This window comes from Streptomyces sp. NPDC048496, from assembly GCF_043200055.1.
Classification (GTDB): Bacteria; Actinomycetota; Actinomycetes; order Streptomycetales; family Streptomycetaceae; genus Streptomyces.
On record NZ_JBICXB010000005.1, the window covers coordinates 16,385 to 41,055 of the forward strand.

Here is a 24,671-nt window from a genome sequence, read left to right on the forward strand (position 1 = left end):
GGCTGTCCGTACTGGTCCAGTAAGCACTGCTCCGTGAGATCGGCCGCCGGCCGCGGGAGCTTCCGGCCGGTGATTCCGTCGAGCGACCCGGAACGTCTCAGAGGTGCGGCTCCCGCAGCACGACGAGACCCGACTCGTAGGCGAAGACGACGAGTTGGGCCCGGTCGCGGGCGCCCAGCTTCGTCATCGCCCGGCTGACATGGGTCTTCGCGGTGAACGGGCTGATCACCATGTGCGCGGCGATCTCCTCGTTGGTCAGCCCCCGTGCGGCCAGCGCACTCACCTCGCGTTCGCGGCGGGTCAGGGTCTCGAAGCCGGGGGCCGTTGCCCGGTCGGGCGGCCTGGAGACGAACTCGCCGATCAGCCGGCGGGTGATGGCGGGCGACAGCAGCGCGTCGCCGCGGGCCGCGACGCGGATGGCCTGGAGGAGTTCGGCGGGCTCGGTGTCCTTGAGAAGGAACCCGGCGGCCCCGGCGCGCAGCGCGTCGAAGACATACTCGTCGAGCCCGTAGTCGGTGAGGATGACGACATGGACGCCGGCCAGCAGCGGGTCGGCGGCGATCTCGCGGGTGGCCTCGATGCCGCCCATCACGGGCATCTGTACATCGACGAGGGCGACGTCCGGGGTGTGGTGGCGGGCGAGTTCCACTCCCTGACGGCCGTCGGCCGCCTCGCCGACCACTTCGATGCCGTCCTCGGCGTCCAGCAGGGCGCGGAACCCGGCGCGCATCAGGGCCTGGTCGTCGACGATCAGCACCCGGATCGTGTCCTGGTGGTTCATACCGCGCTTCCCGTTGTCCGCAGGGGCAGTTCGGCGCGTACGGAGAAGCCGCCGCCCGCGCGTGGTGCGGCGGCGAGGGTGCCACCGAGGGCCCTGACGCGCTCACCCATGCCGGTGAGGCCGGTGCCCGAGGGGGCGGCGCCCGAGTGGGCGGCGGACACCCCGATCGGCACCGCGTTCGGCGCGCTGCGAGCGGCGGCGCAGCTGGGCGCGGGGCTGCTCAGCGACGAGGACGTGGCGCTGGTACGGGCGTCGGTGGCGGCCTGGGACGGTGTCGCCCCGCTCCCCCTGCACGGCGAGGAGGTGCCGGACCGGGCGGAGCGGCCGGGAGCACGGCTTGCGCTGCTCGCGGCGCGTGCCCCGTACCGGATCACGGACGAGGACGTGGCGGCCTGGCTGGCGCCGCCGTTCACCGATCACTGCCTGGTTCATCTGATCGCGTTCGGCGCGATCTGCGCCGTCGAACGCATCGAGGCCACCTTGACCGCAAGGACCGAGGAGCGCGCATGACCGTCACCGACGCGTGGAACGGACCGATCGGCCTGCACGGGGCTGACCATCTTGACCGCTGCAACACCAACCGGAAGGTGCTGGGCGCGGCGGGCTTCGAGGAGATCGGCGTCGCCCCCGTGACGGCCACGGCCTGCTGGGGGCGGGACGCTACGGACGCGGTGGACTTCTTCGTCTCCCGTACGCCAGGGCTCACCGTCTCCGACACCACCCGGGCCTCGATGACAAAGGCCCTGCTGCCGTACGAGACGGGGGAGGGCGTGCTGCTGCGGGCGGGGGTGTGGGTGGTCGGCGCCCGCCGCACGCTCTGACCGGCGGTGCGTCAGGCGCCCGCGGAGGCCGGCGGCCGGTGCTCGTACCAGCGCTGATCGGCCTCCAGCTGGGCGGCGAGGGAGATCAGCAGCTCCTCGCTGCGGGAGGGGCCGAGCAGCTGGGCGCCGATGGGGAGCCCGTCGGCGGTGAAGCCGGCCGGCACATTGATGCCGGGCCAGCCCAGCACGTTCCACGGCCAGGCGTACGGGCACGCCTCGGTGATCGCCACGTCGGTGCGCCAGGCGCTCAGGCCGTCGAATGTGCCGATCCGGGGTGGGGGCGCGGCGGTCGTCGGGGTGAGCAGCACGTCGAACCGGGCTCCCACCCGGGGCGCGTGGAAGAACGCACCGATCCTGCGCTGCTGGCGCACCTCCCGGGCCCGGGCCGCCCGCACCACCCGGCCCCCGAGCCGGGTGCCGGTGCGCAGGGCGCTGCGGGTGCGCGGGTCGAGGAGGGCGGGTTCGGGGTGGAGCGCGGCAAGTTCGGCGATCCCAACCGTGGCACGGGGGAGGAAGCCGAGACCGATCAGCCGGTAACGGGGCCTGGCCTCCTCGACCTGATGGCCGAGCCGGGCGAGCGCCTCAGCGAGTGCGGTGACAGCCCGTCGTACGTCGGGGTGGGGGGCGGTACCGGTGAGAGTGAACGGGGGCTGCCACGCGAGGGCGATCCGCAGCCGGCCGGGGTCGCGGCCGGCGGCGGCGGAGGCCGCGACGGGCGGGGGCCGGTGCAGGTCGTCGGGGTGAGGTCCGGCGGCCGCGTCGAGCAGCAGGGCGGCGTCGGCGACGGTGCGGGCCAGCGGTCCGTTGACGGTGAGGCCCTGGAAGGCGTCGTGGTGCGGGTGGACCGAGATCCGGCCGCGCTGCGGTTTGATGCCGACGAGATGGGTCCAGGCGGCGGGGATACGGACGGACCCGGCGCCGTCCGAACCGAGGGCGGCGGGCACCAGCCCGGCGGCCACGGCCGCGGCGGAACCGCCGGACGAGCCGCCGGGAGTGTGGTCGGTGTTCCATGGGTTACGGGTGGCACCGAAGGCGGGTCCTTCGGTGAAGGGCCACTGTCCGAGCTCGCAGGAGTTGGTCTTCCCGACGATCACGGCCCCGGCGGCGCGCAGCCGCCGGACGACCTCGCTGTCGGCGGTGGCCGCGGGCAGGTCGCCGCGGCAGCCGAAGTAGGTGGGCATTCCCGCGACATCGGTGTCGTCCTTGACGGCGACCGGCACCCCGAGCAGGGGCAGCCGCTCCCCTGCGGCGAGGCGCCGGTCGGCTTCGGCGGCCTCCGCGAGCGCTTCGGCGGCACGCAGGTGCCGGAAGGCGTTGAGGGTGCTCTGGCTCGCTTCGATGCGTTCGAGGGCGGCGGACACCTGCTGGGCCGAGGTGGTCCGGCCGTCGGCCAGCTCGCGTGCGCTGTCCGCCAGTCCGGTCGACTCCGTGAACTCTGCTGAGGACATGGCCTGTACGCCTCCCGGATTTCGGCGCGTGCCCGCGCCTTCCGAATCTGTCCGCCCAAGCGAACTTACTGGAGGGTAACGATTAGTGGCCGGTCCACTCAACCGTTCAACGGGGAGTGTCAGTTCCGCTTGCTGGTTTCTCCGGCAGGAGTGGACAGAACCGAACGGCTGGGGTGGGGCCCGTGGAAGCAGAGTTCGCGGGAGAGCTCGAGACGCACCTCACGGTGCGCCTCGGTACCGCGGCAGGCGCCATGGATGCGCGTGCACGCCTGGAACACCGGGCGGGCCGGATCGGGCTGAAGCTCAGCCGCATCGTCCTGGACCGCGGTTCCCTTCCCGACCAGCCCATGCTGACCGGGACCGGGCGCGGCACCCGCACCGAGCGGCGGGCCACCGCCCTGCTCCGTTCGGCCGAATCGCGGGCGACGGGCTTCCCCGTCATACGGGTGAAGATCGAGGCCTCGGACAGACTCCCCATGCACAGCTTCATCGTTCGCATGTCGTCTTCCTGGTGACGGACTCGGTGCCCCGACACCGTCCCCCACCGTCCGTGACAGGAAACAGGGCTGGTCCTCACCCTGTGTACGCAGGTGGGCAGCCGGTCCGGCCCGGGCACTTACGACGTACGTCGCGGCCACGGGCAAGCCGTATCCGCTGAGGATCGACGTACGCAGCGACTCGCCGGGGGCGAGCGCGACCGTGGGCTTCTCCGCGTTCGACAAGCCGGTGCCCACGGCCACGCCCCCACCGGCCGACACGCTCGACATCAGCGCACTGATGAGCCGTTCCCAGCAGCCGGTGTGACGCCGGACCGCCCGCTGAGCAGCACGTACAGCAGCAGCGAGGAGGCCAGACCGACCGCCCAGCCGTAGTCCGCGAGCGGTTTCAGGAACGGGATCAGGCCGTCAGCCGGGAACGGGCCCTTGCCGGGGGCGGAATGGGAACCGCCGATGGCCAGGACGCCGCCGACCGCGAAGGCACCGACGGCGCGCCAGTTCCAGCCGTCCGTGTACCAGTAGCGGCCGCCGGGGCGGTAGAGGTCGGCGAGGTCGAGGACGGTGCGTCGGACGATCCAGTAGTCGGCGATCAGGATGCCGGCCACCGTACCGAGCAGACCGCCGACCAGGCCGAGCCAGGTGAAGATGTACAGCTCCGGGGTCTCGGTGAGCTTCCACGGCATGATCAGCACACCGACGACACCCGTGATCAGCGCGCCCGTACGGAAGTTGATGAGCTTGGGTGCGAGATTGGCCAGGTCGTACGCGGGCGACACGACGTTCGCCGCGATGTTCACGGAGATCGTCGCGATCAGCACGGTCACCAGGGCGTAGAGCAGTCCGAAGACGTTGTCCGTCCTGGCGACGAGCTGGACCGGATCCCAGATGGCCTCTCCGTAGACGGCCTGCGAGCCGGAGGTGACCAGGACCGAGAGGAGCGCAAAGAGCGTCATCGTGGTCGGCAGGCCCAGCGTCTGGCCCCAGATCTGGGCGCGCTGGCCGGCGCCGAAGCGGGTGAAGTCGGGGATGTTCAGGGAGAGCGTGGCCCAGAAGGCGATCATGCCCATCAGGGAGGGGAAGAAGACCGGCCAGAAGTCCGCGCCCCAGCCGAGCTTCGAGGGCTGGTCGAGCAGCGGGCCGAAGCCGCCGGCCTTGACTGCGACCCAGACCAGCAGCACCAGTGCGCCGACGATGACGAACGGCGCCGCCCAGTTCTCGAACCGCCGCAGGGTGTCCATCCCCCGGTAGATGATGGCGAGTTCGACCGCCCAGAAGAAGGCGAAGCAGAGCCAGAGCGTCCAGGGCTGCCCGCCGATCTCGGAGGCGTTCGCCCAGCCACCGAACATCTTCCCGAGCAGGGTGAAGATGCCGACGCCGCCGATCCAGGTCTGGATGCCGAACCAGGCGCAGGCCACTGCGGCCCGGATCAGCGCGGGCAGGTTGGCGCCGCGCACACCGAAGGAGGCGCGGGCCAGCACGGGGAACGGGATGCCGTACTTGGGTCCGGCGTGGCCGGTCAGCAGCATCGGGCCGAGCACGATCAGGTTGGCCAGCGCGATGGTGAAGACGGCCTGCTTCCAGTCCATGCCGAGGGCGACGAGACCGGAGGCGAGCAGCCACGACGGGATGTTGTGGGCCATCCCGACCCAGAGGGCGGCGAAGTTGTACGTGGTCCAGTTGCGCCGCTCCAGGGGAACGGGCAGCAGGTCCTCGTTGATGAAGCGGTTGTCGGCGGGGACGGCTCCGGGGGCGAGTTCCACCCGGTCCGGCGGCGCGGATATGCGGTCCTGATGTGGGATCGGTGGAGTGGGTGGGACGGTGGACGTCATGGCGGCTGGACCCTTCGCTCGGGAGCGGTGCCGTGCGGGGCTGGGGAGGGGGCGCGTACAGCCGTGGGGGGAGGCGCGGGTCAGGCGGACAGGGCGGGGATGATCTCGGAGCCGTACGCGTCGATCGTCGCTTCGCGCGCATCGTGCATGTTGTAGACCGCGAACTGGTCGACGCCCAGGTCGCGCAGCGCCCGGAGTTTCTCGATGTGTGCTTCGGCGGGGCCGAGGAGGCAGAACCGGTCGACGATCTCGTCGGGGACGAAGGCGGTGTCCGGATTACCGGCGCGCCCGTGGTGGCTGTAGTCGTATCCGGCACGTCCCGCGATGTACTCGGTCAGTGCTTCGGGTACCAGGCCGGAGTGTTCGCCGTACCGGGACACCAGGTCGGCGACGTGGTTGCCGACCATGCCGCCGAACCAACGGCACTGCTCGCGGGCGTGGTCGAGGTCGTCGCCCACATAGGCGGGGGCGGCGACGCAGATGGTCACGGAGTCCGGGTCGCGTCCCGCCTTAGCCGCCGCGTCCCGTACGGCCTTGATCATCCACTCGGTGAGGAACGGGTCGGCGAGCTGCAGGATGAATCCGTCGGCCTTCTGTCCGGCGAGGGCGAGCGCCTTCGGACCGTACGCGGCCATCCAGACAGGCAGTCTGCCGTTCTTGACCCAGGGAATCTGGACCGGCTGCCCGTCGACGGTCGCCTCCCGGCCCTCGGCGAGGTCGCGGATGACGTCGATGGCCTCGCCGAGGCGGGCCAGGGTGTTGGGCTTGCGTCCGGCGACGCGCATCGCGGAGTCGCCGCGGCCGATGCCGCAGACGGTGCGGTTGCCGTACATGTCGTTGAGGGTGGCGAAGGTGGAGGCGGTGACCTCCCAGGTGCGGGTGCCCGGGTTGGTGACCATCGGGCCGACGATGAGGCGTTCGGTGTGTTCGAGGATCCGGCTGTAGATGACGAACGGTTCCTGCCAGAGCACCGCCGAGTCGAAGGTCCAGCCGTAGCGGAACCCGTTGCGTTCGGCGCGGCGCATCAGGCCCACGACGGCCGAGGCGGGCGGGTCGGTCTGGAGGACGAGTCCGAAGTCCATGGCAGGTGCTCCTAGTCCAGGTACTGACTGGTGGCGCGCGGGGTGTAGATGCCGTGGCCGGCGCGCCCGGTGAACTTCCTCCGGTCGATGACGACTTCGCCGCGCGAGAGGACGGTCTCGACCTGTCCGGTGATCCGCTTTCCCTCGTACGCCGAGTAGTCGACGTTCATGTGGTGGGTCTCGGCGGAGAGGGTCTGCTCGGCGTGCGGGTCGTAGATGACGACATCGGCGTCTGCGCCCGGGGCGATGGTGCCCTTCTTCGGGTAGAGGCCGAACATCCGGGCCGGGGAGGCGCAGGCGATCTCGATCCAGCGGCGGCGGGAGATGTGGCCGTCCACGACCGCCTGATGGAGGAGGTCCATCCGGTTCTCCACGCCGGGCATGCCGTTCGGGATCTTCGAGAAGTCGCCGCGCCCCATCTCCTTCTGGCCGGAGAAGCAGAACGGGCAGTGGTCGGTGGAGACGACCTGGAGCTCGTTGTTCCGCAGGCCGCGCCAGAGCGCCTCCTGGTGCTCCTTGGGCCGCAGCGGGGTGGAGCAGACGTATTTCGCGCCCTCGAAGTCCGGCTCGGCGAGGTTGTCGGTGGAGAGGAAGAGGTACTGCGGGCAGGTCTCGCCGAAGACCGGAAGTCCCTTGTGGCGGGCGGCCGCCAGCTCGGCGACGGCCTCGTCGGCGGAGACGTGCACGACGTACAGCGGGGATCCGGCGACACGGGCGAGCTGGATGGCACGGTGAGTGGCCTCGGCCTCCAGGGCCACCTTGCGGACGTCGCCGTGGTAGCGCGGGTCGGTGCGGCCCGCGGCCAGTGCCTGCTCGACGAGGACATCGATCGCGATGCCGTTCTCGGCGTGCATCATGATCAGCCCGCCGTTCCCTGCGGCTCGTTGCATGGCGCGCAGGATCTGGCCGTCGTCGCTGTAGAAGACACCGGGGTACGCCATGAACAGCTTGAAGGACGTGACGCCCTCCGAGACGAGGAGGTCCATCTCCTTGAGCGAGGACTCGTTCACATCGGAGAGGATCATGTGGAAGGCGTAGTCGATGGCGCAGTTGCCGTCGGCCTTCGCATACCAGGCGTCGAGTCCTTCGCGGACCGCGCGCCCCACGGTTTGGATGGCGAAGTCGACGATCGTGGTGGTGCCGCCCCAGGCGGCAGCCCTGGTCCCGGTCTCGAAGGTGTCGGCGGCGTAGGTGCCGCCGAATGGCATCTCCATGTGCGTGTGCGCGTCGACACCGCCCGGGATGACGTACTTGCCGGTGGCGTCGATGGTCCGGTCGGCGGTCCAGCTCGTGGCCGCGTCGGTGCCGTGCGCGGCGAGCGCGGCGATGCGGCCGCCCTCGATGAGTACGTCGGCGTGGAGTTCGTCGGACGCGGTGACGACGAGGCCGCCGTGGATGACGGTGCGGCTCATGTACCCCTCCTCACTCTGGCGGAATGGGTCTACGCACGTAGACATGGTGCGTGGTGAAGAACGTAGAAGTGGGTTACCCACTGTGGCAATACCGCTGCGGCTAACCGCTGAAGACGTTTCCGTTTCCGGGCATGGCGTACACCGTCGGCCCAAAGCCGGCGCCGCCTCACGTCGTATACATCGGTACGGGAGATGGCGGCAGGTGAGCCGTCCGGCCTGGCCGGCCGACTCCGGGTGAGCGCATGTGCGTCTCTCGGCACGGCGGGCCCCCTGCTCCGGCACGACCGGACCACAGCAGGAAGGCCCCCGCACTCTGATCTGCCATCAGTATTCCCGCCCTGCGTGAGCCGACGCAGGGTCAGCCGCAGCGCATTCGAGCGCGTACGGCAGGACGGGCGATCGCGTCGGAACCCAGTCCGTACATCCCTGTCTCCCGACGCGAACCGCACACGCGAGAATCGAACAGGTAAATCGGTGACGAAGCATCCCGTCCGGCGCCCGGAAACGGCGGCGGTTCCCCCCATCAGTCGTGTTCCCCATAGAACGGGGGCGCAGCGGTGAACCGGGCCCTCACTCTGCATCAACTGGCGGAACACCGTGGTGCGTCAGTTGTCGAACAACCTCGTGATCATTCCGAACGCCCGGCTCGCCGGCACCAACATGACCAACTTCAACCGGCCGGAACAGCAACTTTCGATCACGGTCCAGGTGGGTGTCGGCTACGACAGCGACCTCGAACACGTCGAGCGCGTCACGACCGAAGTCGTCGAGAACGTGATGACCGACATCACCGGCGCCGTACCCGACCACGAACCGGCCGTCCGGTTCCACACGTTCGGGGACTCCAGGATCAACTTCACGGTCATTCTGGGGGTCGGCGAGTTCAGCGACCAATACCGGATCAAGCACGAGTTCATCAAGCGCCTGCACGCGCGATTCCGGGCCGAGGGCATCACGGTCCCCGCTCCGACGCGCACCGTGACCGTGCAGCCGGGAGCGACGCCGGTCACGATCCCCCACCAGCGCGAGGCGACGCAGTCGATGTCGTAGCCGTAGTCGCGTCGCCGTCATGCGGCCGATCGCGACTGGCCGCGACGTCCTCGAACACGTCCACGGTCCGGTCGTACGCGGTCAGGCCGGTCTCCTGCGGGCCCTCACCGGCGGCGGGGCGGGCGTCGCGGATCCGGTCGAGGTCGGTTCTGCCGAGCAACAGCGGATCGACGGCGGAGTCCCAGATGGTCGCCTCGAGGTCGAGCGCGGCGTCGATCCTGGCGCGGTCGCCCGCGTCGTACGCCTCATACATGCCGGTGACGACGGCCCATACGGCTTCGGTGTCGGCGAGCGAGGCACCGGGGCGGGCAGTGGACGGGAGGGGGTCTCGGACATGGTGGAGCTCCTGAGCCGGTGAACGGGGGTGTGATGGCGGCCAAGCTACACAGGCACGACCGACCGGCCCGCACACCCCCGTCACCTCACCCGACCGCCCGCAGCGCGGCGGCGAGGATCTCCGCGCCCTCCTCCGCCTCGGCGATGGACAGCGACAGCGGCGGGGCGATCCGGAGCACGCTGGTGTTGTGCCCGCCGCCCTTGCCGATGAGCAGCCCGCCCTCGCGGGCCGCTTCGAGCACAGCGGTTGCCGCCTCCGGGTTGGCCTCGTCGGTGCCGGGTTTCACCAGCTCGATGCCGATCATCAGTCCCCGGCCACGCACCTCCCGCACGCACTCCGAGCCCACGCCGATCGCCCGCAGCCGCTCGATGAGCAGTCCGCCGACGCGTCGGGCGTTGCCCTGGAGGTCGTGGTCCAGCAGGTACGACAGGTTGGCGAGGCCCGCCGCCATGGTGACCGGCGAGCCGCCGAACGTCGAAATGGAGTTGGCGTCCAAGCAGTTCATGACGTCGGCGCGGGCGACGACGCCACCGATCGACATGCCGTTGCCGATGCCCTTGGCGAAGGTGAGAATGTCCGGCGGGCCGTTCCGGGAGTGCGCCTGCCAGCCCCAGAAGTGTTCACCGGTACGGCCCCAGCCGGTCTGCACCTCGTCGGAGATCCACAGGATGCCGTGCCGGTTCAGGACTTCGCGGAATGCCGCGAACAGGCCGTCGGGCGGGGAGGTGAACCCGCCGACTCCCTGGATGGGTTCGGCGATCAGCGCGGCGGCGCCGCGAGTGTGCCCGAGCAGGTCCTCCAGATCGGCCACGCACGCCTTGATGAACTGTGCGTCGCTGAGTTCCGCGTACGGGCCCCGGGTCCGGACCCCGCCGTGGACGTACAGCGTCTGCAGCGGGGACAGACTCGTCGGCGACCAGGCCTTGTTGCCGGTGATGGCGACGGCCGAGAACGACCTGCCGTGGTAGCTGTTGCGCATCGCGAGGATCTGGTTCGACCTGCGGTACGTGGTGGCGAGCAGCAGCGCCGTGTCGTTGGCCTCGGTGCCCGAGGTGGTGAAGAAGACCCGGGCGTCGGGGATGCCGGAGAGCGTGGCGATGCGCTCGGCGAGTTCCACCATCGGCCGGTTGAGGTACAGCGTCGAGGTGTGGATGATCCGCCCGGCCTGCTCGGTGACCGCCTTCGTCACTTCGGGCAGCGCGTGAGCGGTCATCGTGGTGAGGATGCCGCCGAAGAAGTCGAGGTAGCGCTTGCCGTCCGCGTCCCAGACATGGCGGCCCTCACCGTGGGTGATCTCCAGCGGATGCCGGTAGTAGAGCGCGAGCCATTCGGGGCTGACGGCGAGGTGGCGGTGGTGGAGACTGCTCACGGCTCCACCAGTCCCTCGTACGCGTCGGGGCGGCGGTCCCGGTAGAACGCCCACTGCTGGCGCACTTCCTCGATGAGACCGAAGTCGAGGTCCCGGACGAGGAGTTCCTCCTCCTTGTCGCTGGCCACCTCCCCGACGAACTGGCCGCGCGGGTCGACGAAGTAACTGGTGCCGTAGAAGTCGTTGTCGCCGTACTCCTCCTGGCCGACGCGGTTGATCGCGGCGACGAAGTACTCGTTGGCCACGGCGGACGCGGGCTGTTCCAGCTGCCAGAGGTAGCTGGAGAGGCCGCGCGAGGTCGCTGACGGGTTGTACACCAACTGGGCTCCGTTGAGTCCGAGTTGACGCCAGCCCTCGGGGAAGTGCCGGTCGTAGCAGATATAGACACCGACCTTGCCGACGGCGGTGTCGAAGACCGGCCAGCCGGCGTTTCCGGGCTTGAAGTAGTACTTCTCCCAGAACCCCTTGACCTGCGGGATGTGATGCTTGCGGTACTTGCCGAGGTACGAGCCGTCGGCGTCGATCACCGCGGCGGTGTTGAAGTAGAAGCCGGACTGCTCGATCTCGAAGACCGGCACGACGATCACCATGCCCGTCTCGCGGGCGAGCTCCTGCATCCGCCGGACGGTCGGCCCGTCCGGGACGGCCTCGGCCCAGCGATAGTGCTCGGGCTCCTGCACCTGGCAGAAGTAGGGGGCGTTGAACACCTCCTGGAAGCCGATGATCTTCGCCCCCTGCCGGGCGGCCTCGCGAGCATGTTCCTCATGCTTGGCGATCATGGATTCGGTGTCGCCGGTCCAGGTCGCCTGGACGAGTGCGGCGCGTACGACGTGGGACATGAGCTGCTCCTTCGACGCGGCGTCAGAGAGCCTCTACGCGTTTTCTACGCACGTAGATTCGGTACACAGGAGGAGAACGTAAGCCCCGCCACACGGCGGGGCAAGACCATCGCCGTGAACCGGCCGAGTCGATCATGTTTCGTACCCGTGCGGTTCACACTCTCTCTTCCTTCCCCCGGGGAGAGCAGATGCCACGCCGACGGACCAACCCGGCACGGAAGCAGGTACGGGTGACCGGCTCGTGGACGGTGCTCCACACCGTGCGACCGGCGCTCGCCGTAGCGGCGTTCAAGGACAGCGCCCCGCCGGCCGTCGCCACCGCCGCGGGACAGCCCGGCGCTACCCGGCACTGCCCGGCGCTGCCCGGCGCCGCCCGGCGCTACCCGGCCAGCCGGACGGACGTGTCCGGTTCCTCGGCGCAGCGGATCAGCAGATCGTCCATGGAGAGGCCGAGAGCGCCGGCCAGGGCCGCAACGGTGAAGAACGCGGGGGTCGGGGCGCGACCGGTCTCGATCTTGCGCAGCGTCTCGGCGGAGATTCCGGCGTTCGCGGCGATCTCGACCATGCTGCGTGCGCCTCGCGCCTCGCGGAGCAGGCGGCCGAGCCGTTCGCCGCGAAGGCGCTCTTCCGGGGTGAGAGGCGTTCGTACCATGCCACCATTCTAGTCCCGTCGTTATTCTCATACCGCCGTTATTCTCATACCGCTTCGACCGGTATAGTAATTGGCATGGTGCAGCTCAAGACGGATACATCCATAGAAGCGATGCGCGAGACCGGGCGGATCGTGGCCCAGCTCCTGACGGCCGTACGGGAAGCGGCGGCAGTCGGTGTGTCGCTGCGCGAACTCGACGAGGTGGCGCGCGGAGTACTGCGCGAGGCCGGCGCCGGATCGCCGTTCCTGAACTACCGGCCGCACTTCGCACCCACCCCCTTCCCCGCGGTGATCTGCACGTCCGTCAACGACGCGATCGTGCACGGCATCCCGACCGACCAGCGGCTGCGCGACGGCGATCTGGTGAGCATCGACGCGGGCGCGACGCTCGACGGCTGGGTCGGCGACTCGGCCGTCAGCTTCACCGTCGGCCGCGCCCGGCCCGCGGACACCCGGCTGATCAACACGGCGTTCGCAGCACTGGACGCGGGGATCGCGGCGGCGGTCGTCGGCAACCGGATCGGAGACATCGCACACGCGATCGGAACGGTCTGCCGGAAGGCCGGATACGGCATTCCGGAAGGGTTCGGCGGCCACGGCGTGGGCCGCTCCATGCACGAGGACCCGGCCGTCCCCAACGAGGGGCGACCGGGCCGTGGCATGCCGTTGCGGCACGGAATGGTGCTGGCGATCGAGCCGATGCTGATCGGCAGCGGGCACGACGCGTTCCATTCGGACCGGGACGGCTGGACGCTGCGCACCTCCGACGGCAGCCGCGCGGCGCACGCCGAGCACACGGTGGCGATCACGGACGAGGGGCCCCGCATCCTCACCGCCCTCTGAGCAACCCGTCCCCATGTCCCCGGCACGGCCACGGGGCCGGTCCGTGGCCGCCTTCCGGACCCGAACCAGCCCCGTGGGTCACTCTATTGACGCATGATCACATTCAGTCGCTCGGCGTCACGACCATGGCGGATCCGCCGCCGCGCCGCATCTTCTCCGCCGCCGCGAGCCACCGCCCGTCCGGCAGCCGCTGCACACCGGTGGCCGCCCCGATCTCCGGGTTCAGCTTGAAGGCATGGCCGAGCGACTCCAGTTCCGTCCGCAGCGGACTGTTCCACAGCGCGGGTTCGAGCTCGGTCGTCGGCGAGTTGCGCTGACTGGCGCGTGGCGCCGCGATCGCATCGACGAGCGGAAGACCGCGGTCGACCGTACCGATGAGCGACTGCAGCACCGTGGTGATGATCGTCGCGCCGCCCGGCGACCCCAGGGCCAGTACCGGCTGCCCGTGCTTCAGCACGATCGTCGGCGAGATCGACGACCGTGGCCGCTTGCCCGGACCGGGCAGATTCGGGTCGTGCACCGCCGGGTTGGCGGGCGCGAAGGAGAAGTCCGTCAGCTCGTTGTTGAGCAGATAGCCGCGTCCCGGCACCGTGATGGCGCTGCCGCCGGTCTGCTCGATGGTCAGGGTGTACGCGACGACGTTGCCCCACTTGTCGGCGGCCGTCAGATGGGTGGTGTTCTCCCCCTCGTACGTCGTCGGGGCGGCCGTTCCACGGTTCGCACAGTCGGCCGGACGGCGCGGGTCGCCGGGGGCCAGCGGACTGGTCAGCACCGCGTCGTCCTTGATCAGGCACTCCCTCGAGTCCGCGAACCGCTGGCTCAGCAGTCCGCGCGTCGGTACGTCCTCGAAGGCCGGGTCGCCGACCCATCGCCCGCGGTCCGCGAACGCGATCCGGCTCGCCTCGATGTAGCGGTGCAGGTACTGAACCTCGCTCGCCCGCGAAAGATCGGTGTTCTCAAGGATGTTGAGCGCCTCGCCCACGCTCGTACCGCCGGACGAGGACGGCGCCATGCCGTACACGTCGAGCCCCCGGTAGCCGATCTTGGTCGGGGCCTGCCGCAGGGCACGGTAGGAGCGCAGGTCCTTCGCCGTGAGATCACCGGGGCGCACGACCCGGCTCGACTTCGGGTCGACAGGCGGGTTGCGGACAGTCCGGACGACGTCGTCGGCCAGATCGCCGCGGTACAGCTCGTCGATGCCGTCGCGGCCCACCTTCTCGTACGTGCGCGCAAGGTCGGGGTTCTTGAAGACGGAGCCGACCACGGGCAGTTGTCCGCCCGGCAGGAAGAGCTTCGCGGTGTCCGGGAAGTCGGCGAACCGGGCCTGGTTCCCCTCGGTCTGCGAACGGAATGTGGCGTCGACGACGAAGCCGTCCCTGGCGAGCCGCTCGGCCGGCTTCAGCAGCCCGCTCAGTGGCTTGCTGCCCCAGGCGTCGAGCGCGGTGGCCCAGGTGGCCGGGGTGCCGGGCGTGCCGACGCCCAGACCACTGGTGACGGCGTCCGCGAAGGCGAGGGGCTTGCCGTCCTCCAGGAAGAGGGAGGAGTCCGCGCTGCGCGGCGCGGTCTCGCGGCCGTCGATGGTCTCCACGGTGTGCTTCTTGGCGTTGTAGTAGACGAAGTAGCCGCCCCCGCCCAGGCCCGCCGAGTAAGGCTCCGTCACGCCGAGCGCGGCCGCGGTCGCCACGGCGGCGTCCACGGCGTTGCCACCGTTGCGGAGCACCTCGATCCCGGCGGCCGTGGCGTCCGCGTCGACGCTGGCTACGGCGCCGCCGTAGCCCACGGCGACGGGCGATTTGGGGGGCGGCGATATCGGCGGTGCGGACGAGGGCGGTGCGGCCGCCCCGACCGAGACGACAGCGGCGAGAACACCCAACAACGACACATTCCGCGCGACGGAACGTCGCATGCGCACCTCCAGTGAAGGATCGTCCGCGCAGGGTAACTCCGCCTCCTACGTCTCGTCAGGACCGCAGTGAACATTGATCCGATTCACCGATAACATGCCCGCCCATGACTGACGACGTACGCAACATCGTGCTCGGCGTAATAGCCGCCGGCATCAGCGCCACCCTCGGCTGGATCGCCCGTACCTACCTCTGGCGCCGCAGGCTCCGCCGCAAGCAGGCGTTCTTCGGACTGCCCGGGAACTCCGAGTGCCTGCTCGTCGTGAACCGCGACGCGGGCGGCGACGGCGCCGTCCACCGCCGCGACGTCTTCGCCCTGCTCGAACTCTCCGCGCTGATCAAGGACTGCTCGGCGCACGCGCAGATCCTCTCGCACGACGTCGCCCAGCAGGGCTTCGGCGAGCGCACCGAGTTCTGCGTCGGCGGTCCGGGCTCCAATCGCCGGATGGCCGCCCATCTGCATTCGCTGCTGCCGGGCGTGAAGGTGAACACGGATCCGGAGCCGGGCCCGGACCGCGGCGCTTTCCAGATCGGCTCCGAGCGCTACCGGGCGGAGAAGGGTGTCGCCGAGTACGTGGTGCTCGCCCGGCTGACGACTGGTCAGGAGACCTGCCCGGTCTTCCTGTTCTGCGGGCAGGTGGCGATCACCAATCAGGCGGCGACACGCTACCTGGCCCGCAATTACGAGAAGCTGTCGCGCAAGCACGGCAACAACACGTTCTGCCTGCTGCTGAAGGTGGTCAACTCGGCGGCGTACGGCCCCGATGTGGTGGAACTGGTTGCGGACGTGACACGGGCGGCACAGACACCCGTACCCGCGCCGCGGACCTCGCACCGCGCGTCGAGCTGATCCGCGGCGACTTCGGTCCGACCGCCCCCGGCCCACACCGGCGCGGGCTGCACCGGGCGTGTTCGAGCCCCGACACCTGGGAGAACTCGCCGTCGAAGGTCAGTCACCGGCCCACCGCCCCCGGAAAACGCCCTGATCAGCGTGATCGCCTCTTCGAGCGCCCGGGACGGCAGCTCCGGGCCCCGGCCGGGGGGCATCCGGCCCGACGGTCTCGTCCCCGAGTCGGCCCGCGGATGGTCAGACGGTGCAGTGGGTGGGCCCGACGGAGCCGTCGGTGCCGGACAGCGTCACCGCCGCACCCGGATCGGGCACGCCGGAGTGGACTGCCGTGCAGATCAGCTGCTGCTGGGCGAGTCCGGAAAGTCCGGTGACAGGGCTGTCCAGTCGGACCAGCACCCCGCTCCGAGTCGCGGTCATGCTCAACCCGCCAGGGCTCTGGGGGAGTTCCGTAGTCAGTCCGGCATCTTTCTCCGCTCTGGAGGGGCCCCCGAAGAGCAGGACGAGCGGCTTGCCCACCGGGCTCTTCAGATCCCCTGCACCCGAGGAGGCGGCCTGTATCGGTATGTCGATCTGCCGTACGACGGGCAGCAGCGTGCCCGGGGAGGACGAGGAGATGAAGTACAGCAGCGTGCCCTGCCGGCTCCCCGGGGCCACGTCCACGGTCGCCGGATCGCCGACCTCGACCACGTCCGAGGCCCGGATGCCGCACCCGGTCGCCGACAGCGCGAACGCCGTCAGCGCGACCAGGGCGCGCAGCCGCCTCACTTTCCCTCCCGTGGCAGCTCGACGGTGAACACCGCACCGCCTGACGGGATGTTGGTGGCGTGGACCGTGCCACCGTGCAGTCGTACATTCTCCTGCGTGATCGCCAGACCGAGTCCGCTCCCCGCCGACCGGGTACGTGCCGCGTCGGCCTTGTAGAACCGGTCGAAGATGTGCGGCAGCACGGCTGCGTCGATCCCGGGGCCGCTGTCCGCGACCTCGGTCACCAGCAGGTCCTTCCCGTCCCGCCGCTCGGTCCACATCCGTACGGCAACCGGCTCGGCGCCGTGCCGCAGTGCGTTGCCGACCAGGTTGGCGACGATCACGTCGAAACGGCGTGGATCTAGCACCGCCCTTATACCGTAAGGGAGTTCGGTGTCTACCCGGTCCTCCCAGCGTCTGCTCTGCAGGGTCTTGCGGATCATCTCGGCGACATCGACCTCGTCAGGATGGAGGTCCGCGGCCTTCGCGTCGAAGCGGGAGATCTCCATCAGGTCCTCGACCAGTGTCGCCAGCTTCCCGGTCTCCGCGCTGATCAGCCGCACGGCTGCCGCAGTGTCGGCGTTCAGGTGCACGGCGTCCTCGTCGAGGACCTCGGTGACGGCGAGCATCCCGGCGAGCGGGGTGCGCATCTCGTGCGAGACGTCGGAGGCGAAGCGTCTGGCCCGTTCCTCCGCCCGCCGGAGCTCCTCCACGGACTGCTGGAGCTTGGTGGACGACTCGTTGAACGTCCATGCCAGATCGGCGAGTTCGTCCGATCCCTTCACCTCGATGCGGGTGTCGAGCTCGCCGCGGCCGATACCGGCGGCGGCCCGCCGGAGGTCACGTACCGGTCGCAGCACACTGCGGGCGGCAAGCAGTGCGGGCACCAGCGCGATGAGGAGGGCGGGCAGGGCGCCATCGCGGGCCGCGGTGACCATGGCGCTGACATTGGCCTCCTCGGTGAGGAGCGGCATCACGGCGTAGAGAACGAGCCCGGTGGGCTGACGCCCCTCGCCCCGGTCGAACATCACGGGCATCCCGATCGTCAGCCGGGGTTTACCGTCCTTGACGACCCGCTGGAACGAGGCGTGCGCGGTATTCCGGGCCGCATCGCGCAGTTCACGTGTGATCACGTTGGAGACGGGCCGGTCCGAGGACGAGACCCTCAGGTCCGCGTATTCGGCGAAGACGATCCAGGTGTGCGGCTTGCCCTCGCGGGCGAGGGTCTGGCACATCGTCTGCAGCCGGGTCGCGTCGACCGGCAGGGTCACCGCCTGCGCGGAGATCCGGTCCCGGAACTGGGCGACCGCCGTGTCCTGCGCCTGCTGAAGGATCGCGGACCGGGCCTCGCGGTAGGTCAGGGTCGCGGTGGTGACCGCGCTGATCGCCGCGACCAGCAGAAAAGCGGATATGAGGCGGATGCGCAGGCCGAACCGGGCGGCCAGAAGTCTCATGCGAGCGGCCCGAATCGGTAGCCGAAGCCACGGACGGTCTGGATGTAGCGGGGGCTGCCCGCCACGTCCTCGATCTTCTGCCGCAGCCGCCGCACACAGGCGTCGACGAGCCTCGCGTCGCCGTGGTAGCTGTGCTCCCACACGTATTCGAGGAGTTGCTGCCTGCTGAAGACCTGCTCGGGCGAGGCCGACAGGTACAGCAGCAGCTTCAGTTCGGAGGGGGCGAGCAGAAGGCGCTCCCCCGCCTTGGCGACGGACAGCCCGGCGCGGTCGACGGCGATTTCACCGTGGAACTCGATGCCGCTGCGGCCGGCCGGCTCGACGAGCCGTCGCAGCACGGCCCGGATCCTGGCCTCGATCACCTCGGTACGGGCGGGTTTGACGATGTAGTCGTCGGCCCCGGCCTCCAGCCCGACGACCACGTCGAAGTCGTCGCCGCGTGCCGTGAGCATGATGATCGGCAGCTGGCTGGACTCCCGTATGCGACGGCAGACCTGGACGCCGTTCATGCCGGGCAGCATCAGATCCAGCAGGACGAGATCGGGCCGGAACTCCGCCAGCGCGCCGAGTCCCGCCTCCCCGCTCTCCACGGCCCGGAGTTCATGCCCGCGCCGGCGCAGCCCGAGCTCGACCCCTTCCCGTACGGAGGGGTCGTCCTCGATCAGAAGCACACGCGGCATGGCACCAGTATCCCAACGATCATGATCGAACCTGTCCAGCACATCATCAGGCCCGTCCGGGCAGGGAGAACGGATGGTCGGCCGGACGCGAGCGGCACCCTCTCACCGGCCCCCGACCCCGCGGATCCGCGCACGCCCCGCACCCAACATCGCGCTGACCTCGCTCAACCGCAGCGGCCGGGCCAACACCCCTACCACTGCCAGCAGCGCTGCCGTACCCGCCCCCGCGGCCGCGAAGTCCCCGAATCCGTCGCACGCCCGGGCCACCCCGTACGCCAGGGCTCCCGCCGGCACACACGCCACCACCAGCCGCGCTTGCGCCCACAGCCCGGCCGAGCGCCACAGCGCCGGCCGCGGTCCCCCGGCGCCCTGAGACACCCTGCGATGCAGCACATACCCGGTGACCGCGAACCCCGCGAAGAGCGCCACCGAGTACGCCCCCGCCATCCCCGTCACCGCCCACCGTGCGGGCAGCGTCAGATAGGCGAGCGCCGACAGCCCGGCGTTGAGCGCCGCGATCACCAGGTTCAGGAAGAACGGCGTACGGGTGTCGCTCATCGCGTAGAACCCACGGGACAGCACGTACTGCCCGGAGTACGCGATGAGCCCCGGCGCGAACGCCATCATCATCCCCGCCATCACCGCGATATCGGCGTCGCCGGTCCGGCCGTATCCGAACACGGCCCCCATCACCCACGGCGCCAGCGCGAAGAACACACCCGCCGCGGGCACCACCACCGCGGCCGTGGTCCGCAGCGCGTACGAGACATCGCGGCGCACCCCCGCGAGGTCGCCGTCGGCCGCCGCCCGGCTCATCCGCGGCATCAGCGCCGTGACGAGCGAGACGGTCACGATGCCCTGCGGCACCACCCAGAGCTGAAAGGCGTAGCTGTACGCGGTGTAGCCCGCGCCGCCCATCACCCCCTGCTCGACGGCGTGCTGTCCGGTGATGGTGGAGAGCCGGGTCACCACCCAGTAGGCGCCCTGGTTCGCCAGTACCAGCATGACGAGCCATCCGGCTGACCGCAGCGGGCGGGTCAGACCGCTCCCCCGCCAGTCGAACCGGGGCCGCCAGCGGAACTCCGCGGCGCGGAGCGCGGGCACCAGGGCCAGCGTCTGCACGACGATCCCGGCGGTCGTCCCCCAGCCCAGCAGCCGGGCATGGGCGGCGGTCAGCTCCCCTCCGGAACCGGCCACGACCGCCAGATAGAGCCCGAACACCGCAATGATGACTACGTTGTTGAGGACGGGTGTCCACATCATCGCGCCGAACCGGTTCCGGGCGTTCAGTACTTGGCCGAGGAGGGTGAAGAGCCCGTAGAAGAGGATCTGTGGCAGGCAGTAGCGGGCCAGTGCGATCGTGAGCTCCGCCTGCTCCCCGGAGTAGTCCGTGTAGGTGCCGACGATCAGCGGGGCGCCGACGACCGCGAGCGCGGTGAGGGCGACGAGGCCGACCGTGCAGACGGTGAGCAGCCGGTCGGTGTACGCGGCGCCGCCGTCGCTGTGTTCCCTGGCTGCCCGCACCAGCTCCGGGACGAAGACGGCGTTGAGGGCTCCGCCGATCAGGAGCATGTAGAGGATGTTGGGGACGGTGTTGGCGACCGTGTAGCCGTCGGCCGTGAGTCCGGTACCGAGGGCGGCGACGACGACCGCCGAGCGTATGAACCCGGTCGCCCGCGAGACGACCGAGCCCGCGGCCATGACGGCGCCGCTGCGCAGCACCGAGCCCGGCTTCTGCCGTCCCTCCGGCCCCTCCTGCGCGACCGTCCCGGTCGTCTGCGCGGCGGTCACCGGCGGGCCAGGTACGCCTGGAACGCCCTGTACAGCGTGTTGTTGGCGGCTCCGCCCACCGATGTCTCCCACTCCCCGAGGGTCTCGACGACCTGCCCACCGGTGCCGAGCTTCCAGCGCAGCAGTCCGAAGGAGCGGTCGTCGGGGTCAAGGGTGGAGGGTACCCCGCGCATGTCGTACAGCTCGGCGCCGAGGGCGTGCGCATCGAGCATCATCCGCCACTGGAGGGCGTTGCTGGGGCGGACCTCGCGCCGGTGGTCGGCGGACGCACCCGTCTGGTACCAGACCTGCCGCCCGGCGCTGATCATGGTGTGCGCGGCGAGGATCTCGCCCTCGTGGACGGCGAGATAGAGCTGCATCCGGCCGGGCTGTTCGGCGTTGAGCACGGCGTACTGCCGCTGGAAGTAAGCGAGGGAGCGGCCGAGCCTGAAGCCGTCGCGCTCCTCGGTGATCCGCAGCAGCCGGTGGAACTCGGGCAGCTCCGCCGCGCCACCGACGACGATCCGGACACCGGACTTCTCGGCCTTGCGGATGTTGCGGCGCCACTCCTGGTTGAGCCCCGCCCACAGATCGTCAGCGGAGCGTCCGGCGAGCCGCACCTGGAAGACGTAGCGCGGCTGCGCGTCGGCGTCGTTGCCGGCGTCGCCGTCCCCGCCGCACCGCCGCCAGCCGCGCGCCCGGAGCCGGTCGGCGACTGCGGTGCCGAGCGGGTCCACCTCGGCCGCCAGCACATCGCGGACCCTCCGGCCCGGCCCGGTGGCCGCCTTGAGCCGGGCGGTGTCCCAGCGCCGGTACGCCGGTGACGGCCCCATCCGTACGGCGAAGGCCCCCGCCTTCCGCAGATGCGCCATCAACGGCCGCAGCCAGCGGTCGATCTCCGGATCGGCCCAGTCGGCCACCGGCCCTTCCGGCAGATAGGCAAAGTATTTACGGGTGCCCGGGAATTGCCGGTAGAGGACCAGGGCACTGCCGGCCAATTCGCCGTCGGCGCCGTGCCATCCGACCATTTCCGACGTCCATTGGTCCTTCACTCCGGCCCAGGACGGATACTGCAGAAAGCTCGCTCCGGGCCGCGCGGTCACACCCGCCCGGTGCTCGGCGGCGGTGAGGCTGCGTATCCGCATCCCCTCTTCACCTCTGCGGTCACCGGTCGCGAGCAGCGCTGACATGTCCGTGGCCTCCCTGGTCCCGCCCCTCCATTCGGCTCGGCGGGGCTGCGCAGGATGCTCACAGCGGTCCATGACGGGTCTGAGCGGCGCATGTGACCGAACGATGACAGTTGCGCTCCATTCCTTGTCACACAACGGAATCCATGGCTTGTCAGGGATTCGAGGAACCTAAAATCTGGTGAATGCCTCTCCACCGGTGAGAAGCACAGCCCTGGAGGTTTTTCGTTGTCCGCTGCACGCCGGCACATACGCCGTACCGCACCCCTGGCCCGCCCGGCCCGGCTCACGCTGATAGCCGGAACGGCGGTGCTCAGCGCCGCGCTGACCGCCTGCTCCGGCGGGGCTGCCGCATCGGACGCCGGTTCCGGTCACGCCGCCGGGACCTCTCAGGCTCCGGACACCAGGATCTCGGTGAACCTCCAGGGCACCAGCGCCACCGCGGGCAAGCCGGTGAAGGTGACGCTGGCCGACGGAAAGCTGAAGACGGTGAAGGTGACCGCCGCCGAGGGCGACGCGCTCACCGGCCGGATATCCGGCGACGGCCGCAGCTGGACCTCGAACCGGGTCGCCGCACCCGGCACCGAGTACAGCGTCGAGGCGACGGACACCAAGGGTGGAACGGACCGCGCCGGCTTCTCGACAGCCGAGGCCGACAAGGTCAACAAGCTGACGCTCGCCCCCGGCAAGAACACCACGGTCGGCATCGCCCAGCCGCTGTCGATCGTCTTCGACAACCCGGTGAAGGACAAGGCGGCGGTCGAGAAGGCACTCAAGGTGTCCACGTCGAACGACACCGAGGGTTCCTGGGGCTGGCTGGAGGACTACTCCGGCAAGGAGCGCGTCGACTGGCGACCCAAGGATTACTGGAAGCCCGGTACCCGCGTCACGCTCGACGCCGATCTGGGCGGCATCGACTCCGGAACGGCCGGCGGCTGGTTCGTGCGCGACTACCGGACGACCTTCACCATCGGCCGCGACCAGGTGGTCAAGGTCGACCTCGACCGTCACCGGCTGGCGCTGCACCGGGACGGGAAGACGGTCATGGACGTGCCGATGTCGGCGGGCACCCCGGGCGGCCAGAAGGCGTCCTGGCGGGGCACGGCCGTACTGATGGCGAAGGAGGGCACCATCAACATGCGCTCCGAGACCGTCGGTCTGGGCGATGCGTACGACAAGATGGTCGACTCGTCGATGCGGCTGACCTGGTCGGGGATGTACGCCCATGCCGCGCCGTGGAACTCCGCGTACTTCGGGGTCGCCAACCACAGTTCCGGCTGCGTGGGAATGAGCGATGCGAACGCCGCGGAGCTGTACAGGAAGGCCCAGGTCGGCGACCCATTCGAGATCACGGGCGCGGACGCCAAGGGGACGGTCGCGGAGGGCAACGGCTACGGGGCGTGGAATGTGTCCTGGTCCGACTGGCAGGCGAAGAGCGCGCTCAGCTGACCCGCTTTCCCGGCACCCGGAACCCGGGCACCGCGAGGCTCCATCGCCGGGCGCGGACCCCTCGTACCTGTCCGTTCCGTTGCGCGAGAAGTGATCACCGGCTGCTGCCGGGCGGGTACCGCTCCTCCGGACCGCCGTACGGCCGGTGTCGGGCTACTGCACTCCCGGCAGCACCGTTCCTGGTTCGGCCGGTGCGACTTCCACGGCCTTCGTCTTCGGACTGCTCCTCTCCTGCTTGGCCACCCAGGTGGCGAACCAGGAGAGGAGCATGCACATCCCGATGTAGATCGGCGAGATCACCATCACGACGGGGATGAAGGGAAGATCGTAGTCGAGGTTGGACGCGATGAGTTTGCCCGCGTGGAGGAACTCCTCGTACGTGATCAGATAGCCGAGCGAGGTGTCCTTCAGGGCCACCACCAACTGGCTGATGATGGTGGGCAGCATGGCGCGAACCGCCTGCGGGGCCAGCACGAAGGTCATGACCTGCGTCTTGCGCATCCCCAGTGCGTACGCGGCCTCGCGCTGGCCACGCTCCACCGAGTTGATGCCGGTACGGAACACCTCGGCGAGCACCGACCCGTTGTAGAGGGTCAGTCCGGCGACCAGCGCGGGCAGCGGCTGCACCTTCAGCGCCACGAAGATGAAGAAGATCATCACCAGGACGGGCATGGCCCGGAAGAACTCCACGACGAGCGTGGCCAGCCAGCGCACCGCCCGGTGTTCGGAGAGCCGGCCGACGGCCAGGACCGCCCCGAGGGCCAGTGAGAGCACCGCCGCGCAGGCGAACGCCTTGAGTGTGTTGCCGAGTCCGCGCAGCAGGAGTTCCTGGACGCCCTTGTACTCGAAGGGGGTCCACTTGGCGCTGGTGAACTGTTGTGTCTCGAAGAGCTGATAGACGATCCAGCCGACCAGGGCGATGATCACGGCCGTCGAGACGATTCCGTACACGAAGTGGCGTTTACGGGTCCGCGGGCCCGGGATGTCGTAGAGCGCGGTGGCGGCCGCCGCGTCGGTCATCGGGCCACTCCGTAGCGCTTCTCCAGCACGTTGAAGAGCGCGCTGATGGACAACGTGATAATGAGGTAGCCGACGGCGATCCAGACGAAGGTCCAGATGATGCTGTAGCCCAGCTCGTTGAGGGTCTTGTAGGTGCCGAGCAGTTCGGTGACGCTGAACGCCCCCGCGATCGCCGAGTTCTTGGCGAGGGCGATGAGCGTCGAACCGATCGGGGGGATCACCGAGCGGAACGCCTGCGGCAGCACCACGTTGCCCAGCGTCTGTCCGAAGGTCATTCCGAGACTGCGGGCCGCCTCGCCCTGCCCCTGCGGCACGGTGTTGATGCCGGAGCGGAGCACCTCGCAGATGAATGCGGAGGTGTAGCAGCCGAGTGCGAGGATCGCGAAGACCTTGAACGGCAGGACCAGGCCGAAGCGCGGCAGACCGAGCAGGACGGCGAAGAAGAGCAGGGTCAGCGGGGTGTTGCGCAGCACCGTCACCCAGGCGGTGCCGAACACCCGCAGCGAGCCGACGGGTGCCACTCGGAACGACGCCATGACGAGGCCGAGGACCAACGCCAGGATCGAGGCGTAGACGGTGAGTTCGAGGGTGCCGAGGAAACCTTTGGCGTAGAGCGAGAAGTTCTGTGTGAGTACGTCCATGGTCGTGGCCCG

Annotated in this window: 23 protein-coding genes and 2 pseudogenes; 8 read left to right on the top strand and 17 right to left on the bottom strand. The window is 69.8% G+C overall.

Annotated features, from left to right (window positions below):
• Positions 1-97: 97 nt before the first annotated feature.
• Both ACGFSA_RS07435 and ACGFSA_RS07440 read right to left on the bottom strand, forming a co-directional pair.
• Positions 98-781 carry a response regulator gene (locus ACGFSA_RS07435; RefSeq protein WP_393301008.1) on the bottom strand — a complete coding sequence of 228 codons (684 nt, stop codon included), beginning with the start codon at positions 779-781 and terminating at the stop codon, positions 98-100.
• Positions 778-909: pseudogene (locus ACGFSA_RS07440) on the bottom strand (sensor histidine kinase); the annotation flags it as partial. The pseudogene ACGFSA_RS07440 and the gene ACGFSA_RS07435, both read right to left, overlap by 4 nt.
• Here ACGFSA_RS07440 and ACGFSA_RS07445 point away from each other — a divergent pair.
• Together ACGFSA_RS07445 and ACGFSA_RS07450 are read left to right on the top strand one after the other, a co-directional pair.
• Complete coding sequence (locus ACGFSA_RS07445; RefSeq protein ID WP_393301626.1) at positions 890-1,291, top strand: hypothetical protein; 402 nt, start codon at positions 890-892, stop codon at positions 1,289-1,291. The pseudogene ACGFSA_RS07440 and the gene ACGFSA_RS07445 overlap by 20 nt on opposite strands.
• Positions 1,288-1,602, top strand: a complete 315-nt coding sequence (locus tag ACGFSA_RS07450) for a hypothetical protein (RefSeq protein ID WP_393301011.1) — start codon at positions 1,288-1,290, stop codon at positions 1,600-1,602. The genes ACGFSA_RS07445 and ACGFSA_RS07450 overlap by 4 nt, the downstream gene beginning before the upstream one ends.
• 11 nt (positions 1,603-1,613) lie before the next feature.
• Here the strand turns inward: ACGFSA_RS07450 and ACGFSA_RS07455 are convergent, their stop codons facing one another.
• Complete coding sequence (locus ACGFSA_RS07455) at positions 1,614-3,050, bottom strand: amidase (protein ID WP_393301014.1); 1,437 nt, start codon at positions 3,048-3,050, stop codon at positions 1,614-1,616.
• 182 nt (positions 3,051-3,232) lie between these two features.
• On the opposite strand from ACGFSA_RS07455, the gene ACGFSA_RS07460 reads away from it, so the two are divergent.
• The gene (locus tag ACGFSA_RS07460; RefSeq protein WP_393301017.1) at positions 3,233-3,565 is read left to right on the top strand and encodes a hypothetical protein; all 333 of its coding nucleotides are present in this window, start codon (positions 3,233-3,235) and stop codon (positions 3,563-3,565) included.
• A gap of 251 nt (positions 3,566-3,816) precedes the next feature.
• Here the strand turns inward: ACGFSA_RS07460 and ACGFSA_RS07465 are convergent, their stop codons facing one another.
• The 3 genes from ACGFSA_RS07465 to hydA all read right to left on the bottom strand — a co-directional run bounded on the left by ACGFSA_RS07465 (position 3,817) and on the right by hydA (position 7,870).
• Positions 3,817-5,376 carry an NCS1 family nucleobase:cation symporter-1 gene (locus ACGFSA_RS07465; RefSeq protein WP_393301020.1) on the bottom strand — a complete coding sequence of 520 codons (1,560 nt, stop codon included), beginning with the start codon at positions 5,374-5,376 and terminating at the stop codon, positions 3,817-3,819.
• A gap of 80 nt (positions 5,377-5,456) precedes the next feature.
• Positions 5,457-6,458 (bottom strand): TIGR03842 family LLM class F420-dependent oxidoreductase, encoded by a 1,002-nt coding sequence (locus tag ACGFSA_RS07470; RefSeq protein ID WP_393301023.1) that lies wholly within the window; start codon positions 6,456-6,458, stop codon positions 5,457-5,459.
• Between the two features lie 11 nt (positions 6,459-6,469).
• Positions 6,470-7,870: a dihydropyrimidinase gene (hydA, locus tag ACGFSA_RS07475; protein WP_393301026.1), complete on the bottom strand. Its 1,401-nt coding sequence runs from the start codon at positions 7,868-7,870 to the stop codon at positions 6,470-6,472.
• 579 nt (positions 7,871-8,449) lie between these two features.
• Here hydA and ACGFSA_RS07480 point away from each other — a divergent pair.
• Positions 8,450-8,920: pseudogene (locus ACGFSA_RS07480) on the top strand (mechanosensitive ion channel family protein); the annotation flags it as partial.
• A gap of 19 nt (positions 8,921-8,939) precedes the next feature.
• Positions 8,940-9,278, top strand: coding sequence for a hypothetical protein (locus ACGFSA_RS07485; protein ID WP_393301029.1), 339 nt, complete (start codon positions 8,940-8,942; stop codon positions 9,276-9,278).
• A 64-nt stretch (positions 9,279-9,342) separates the two neighbouring features.
• Here the strand turns inward: ACGFSA_RS07485 and ACGFSA_RS07490 are convergent, their stop codons facing one another.
• The 3 genes from ACGFSA_RS07490 to ACGFSA_RS07500 form a co-directional block, all read right to left on the bottom strand.
• Positions 9,343-10,626: an aspartate aminotransferase family protein gene (locus tag ACGFSA_RS07490; protein ID WP_393301032.1), complete on the bottom strand. Its 1,284-nt coding sequence runs from the start codon at positions 10,624-10,626 to the stop codon at positions 9,343-9,345.
• Positions 10,623-11,465, bottom strand: coding sequence for a nitrilase-related carbon-nitrogen hydrolase (locus ACGFSA_RS07495; protein WP_266979781.1), 843 nt, complete (start codon positions 11,463-11,465; stop codon positions 10,623-10,625). The genes ACGFSA_RS07490 and ACGFSA_RS07495 overlap by 4 nt, the downstream gene beginning before the upstream one ends.
• Before the next feature lie 379 nt (positions 11,466-11,844).
• Complete coding sequence (locus ACGFSA_RS07500; protein WP_393301035.1) at positions 11,845-12,117, bottom strand: helix-turn-helix domain-containing protein; 273 nt, start codon at positions 12,115-12,117, stop codon at positions 11,845-11,847.
• A 75-nt stretch (positions 12,118-12,192) separates the two neighbouring features.
• On the opposite strand from ACGFSA_RS07500, the gene map reads away from it, so the two are divergent.
• Positions 12,193-12,960, top strand: coding sequence for a type I methionyl aminopeptidase (gene map / locus ACGFSA_RS07505; protein ID WP_393301038.1), 768 nt, complete (start codon positions 12,193-12,195; stop codon positions 12,958-12,960).
• Between the two features lie 103 nt (positions 12,961-13,063).
• Here the strand turns inward: map and ggt are convergent, their stop codons facing one another.
• On the bottom strand, positions 13,064-14,866 hold the full coding sequence (ggt, locus tag ACGFSA_RS07510) for a gamma-glutamyltransferase (RefSeq protein ID WP_393301040.1): 1,803 nt from the start codon (positions 14,864-14,866) through the stop codon (positions 13,064-13,066).
• 104 nt (positions 14,867-14,970) lie between these two features.
• Between ggt and ACGFSA_RS07515 the strand changes: the two genes are divergently transcribed.
• A complete protein-coding gene (locus ACGFSA_RS07515; protein ID WP_393301043.1) occupies positions 14,971-15,714 on the top strand; it encodes a hypothetical protein in 744 nt (247 codons plus the stop codon).
• Positions 15,715-15,951: 237 nt separating this feature from the next.
• Here ACGFSA_RS07515 and ACGFSA_RS07520 read toward each other — a convergent pair whose 3' ends face one another.
• The 5 genes from ACGFSA_RS07520 to ACGFSA_RS07540 form a co-directional block, all read right to left on the bottom strand.
• A complete protein-coding gene (locus ACGFSA_RS07520) occupies positions 15,952-16,479 on the bottom strand; it encodes a hypothetical protein (protein WP_393301046.1) in 528 nt (175 codons plus the stop codon).
• Positions 16,476-17,912, bottom strand: coding sequence for an ATP-binding protein (locus tag ACGFSA_RS07525; protein ID WP_393301049.1), 1,437 nt, complete (start codon positions 17,910-17,912; stop codon positions 16,476-16,478). The genes ACGFSA_RS07520 and ACGFSA_RS07525 overlap by 4 nt, the downstream gene beginning before the upstream one ends.
• Complete coding sequence (locus ACGFSA_RS07530; RefSeq protein ID WP_393301051.1) at positions 17,909-18,592, bottom strand: response regulator; 684 nt, start codon at positions 18,590-18,592, stop codon at positions 17,909-17,911. Before ACGFSA_RS07530 ends, ACGFSA_RS07525 begins: the two co-directional genes overlap by 4 nt.
• A 102-nt stretch (positions 18,593-18,694) precedes the next feature.
• On the bottom strand, positions 18,695-20,383 hold the full coding sequence (gene murJ / locus ACGFSA_RS07535; protein ID WP_393301054.1) for a murein biosynthesis integral membrane protein MurJ: 1,689 nt from the start codon (positions 20,381-20,383) through the stop codon (positions 18,695-18,697).
• Positions 20,380-21,552, bottom strand: a complete 1,173-nt coding sequence (locus ACGFSA_RS07540; protein ID WP_393301057.1) for a lipid II:glycine glycyltransferase FemX — start codon at positions 21,550-21,552, stop codon at positions 20,380-20,382. Before ACGFSA_RS07540 ends, murJ begins: the two co-directional genes overlap by 4 nt.
• A 225-nt stretch (positions 21,553-21,777) precedes the next feature.
• Here ACGFSA_RS07540 and ACGFSA_RS07545 point away from each other — a divergent pair, with 225 nt between their 5' ends.
• On the top strand, positions 21,778-22,998 hold the full coding sequence (locus ACGFSA_RS07545) for an Ig-like domain-containing protein (protein WP_393301060.1): 1,221 nt from the start codon (positions 21,778-21,780) through the stop codon (positions 22,996-22,998).
• A 153-nt stretch (positions 22,999-23,151) separates the two neighbouring features.
• Here ACGFSA_RS07545 and ACGFSA_RS07550 read toward each other — a convergent pair whose 3' ends face one another.
• Positions 23,152-24,018, bottom strand: a complete 867-nt coding sequence (locus ACGFSA_RS07550; protein WP_393301063.1) for an amino acid ABC transporter permease — start codon at positions 24,016-24,018, stop codon at positions 23,152-23,154.
• Positions 24,015-24,659: an amino acid ABC transporter permease gene (locus ACGFSA_RS07555; RefSeq protein WP_393301066.1), complete on the bottom strand. Its 645-nt coding sequence runs from the start codon at positions 24,657-24,659 to the stop codon at positions 24,015-24,017. Before ACGFSA_RS07555 ends, ACGFSA_RS07550 begins: the two co-directional genes overlap by 4 nt.
• Positions 24,660-24,671: the final 12 nt, after the last annotated feature.

What these genes read in the sequence shown, in the direction of transcription:
- map (WP_393301038.1), top strand. Translation starts at nt 12,193, where the DNA reads ATGGTGCAGCTCAAGACGGATACATCCATAGAAGCGATGCGCGAGACC.
- ACGFSA_RS07550 (WP_393301063.1), bottom strand. Translation starts at nt 24,018, where the DNA reads ATGACCGACGCGGCGGCCGCCACCGCGCTCTACGACATCCCGGGCCCG.
- ACGFSA_RS07515 (WP_393301043.1), top strand. Translation starts at nt 14,971, where the DNA reads ATGACTGACGACGTACGCAACATCGTGCTCGGCGTAATAGCCGCCGGC.
- ACGFSA_RS07495 (WP_266979781.1), bottom strand. Translation starts at nt 11,465, where the DNA reads ATGTCCCACGTCGTACGCGCCGCACTCGTCCAGGCGACCTGGACCGGC.
- ACGFSA_RS07530 (WP_393301051.1), bottom strand. Translation starts at nt 18,592, where the DNA reads ATGCCGCGTGTGCTTCTGATCGAGGACGACCCCTCCGTACGGGAAGGG.
- ACGFSA_RS07485 (WP_393301029.1), top strand. Translation starts at nt 8,940, where the DNA reads ATGCGGCCGATCGCGACTGGCCGCGACGTCCTCGAACACGTCCACGGT.
- ACGFSA_RS07540 (WP_393301057.1), bottom strand. Translation starts at nt 21,552, where the DNA reads ATGTCAGCGCTGCTCGCGACCGGTGACCGCAGAGGTGAAGAGGGGATG.
- ACGFSA_RS07445 (WP_393301626.1), top strand. Translation starts at nt 890, where the DNA reads ATGCCGGTGAGGCCGGTGCCCGAGGGGGCGGCGCCCGAGTGGGCGGCG.
- ACGFSA_RS07525 (WP_393301049.1), bottom strand. Translation starts at nt 17,912, where the DNA reads ATGAGACTTCTGGCCGCCCGGTTCGGCCTGCGCATCCGCCTCATATCC.
- hydA (WP_393301026.1), bottom strand. Translation starts at nt 7,870, where the DNA reads ATGAGCCGCACCGTCATCCACGGCGGCCTCGTCGTCACCGCGTCCGAC.
- ACGFSA_RS07470 (WP_393301023.1), bottom strand. Translation starts at nt 6,458, where the DNA reads ATGGACTTCGGACTCGTCCTCCAGACCGACCCGCCCGCCTCGGCCGTC.
- ACGFSA_RS07465 (WP_393301020.1), bottom strand. Translation starts at nt 5,376, where the DNA reads ATGACGTCCACCGTCCCACCCACTCCACCGATCCCACATCAGGACCGC.
- ACGFSA_RS07450 (WP_393301011.1), top strand. Translation starts at nt 1,288, where the DNA reads ATGACCGTCACCGACGCGTGGAACGGACCGATCGGCCTGCACGGGGCT.
- ggt (WP_393301040.1), bottom strand. Translation starts at nt 14,866, where the DNA reads ATGCGACGTTCCGTCGCGCGGAATGTGTCGTTGTTGGGTGTTCTCGCC.
- ACGFSA_RS07555 (WP_393301066.1), bottom strand. Translation starts at nt 24,659, where the DNA reads ATGGACGTACTCACACAGAACTTCTCGCTCTACGCCAAAGGTTTCCTC.
- ACGFSA_RS07435 (WP_393301008.1), bottom strand. Translation starts at nt 781, where the DNA reads ATGAACCACCAGGACACGATCCGGGTGCTGATCGTCGACGACCAGGCC.
- ACGFSA_RS07455 (WP_393301014.1), bottom strand. Translation starts at nt 3,050, where the DNA reads ATGTCCTCAGCAGAGTTCACGGAGTCGACCGGACTGGCGGACAGCGCA.
- ACGFSA_RS07500 (WP_393301035.1), bottom strand. Translation starts at nt 12,117, where the DNA reads ATGGTACGAACGCCTCTCACCCCGGAAGAGCGCCTTCGCGGCGAACGG.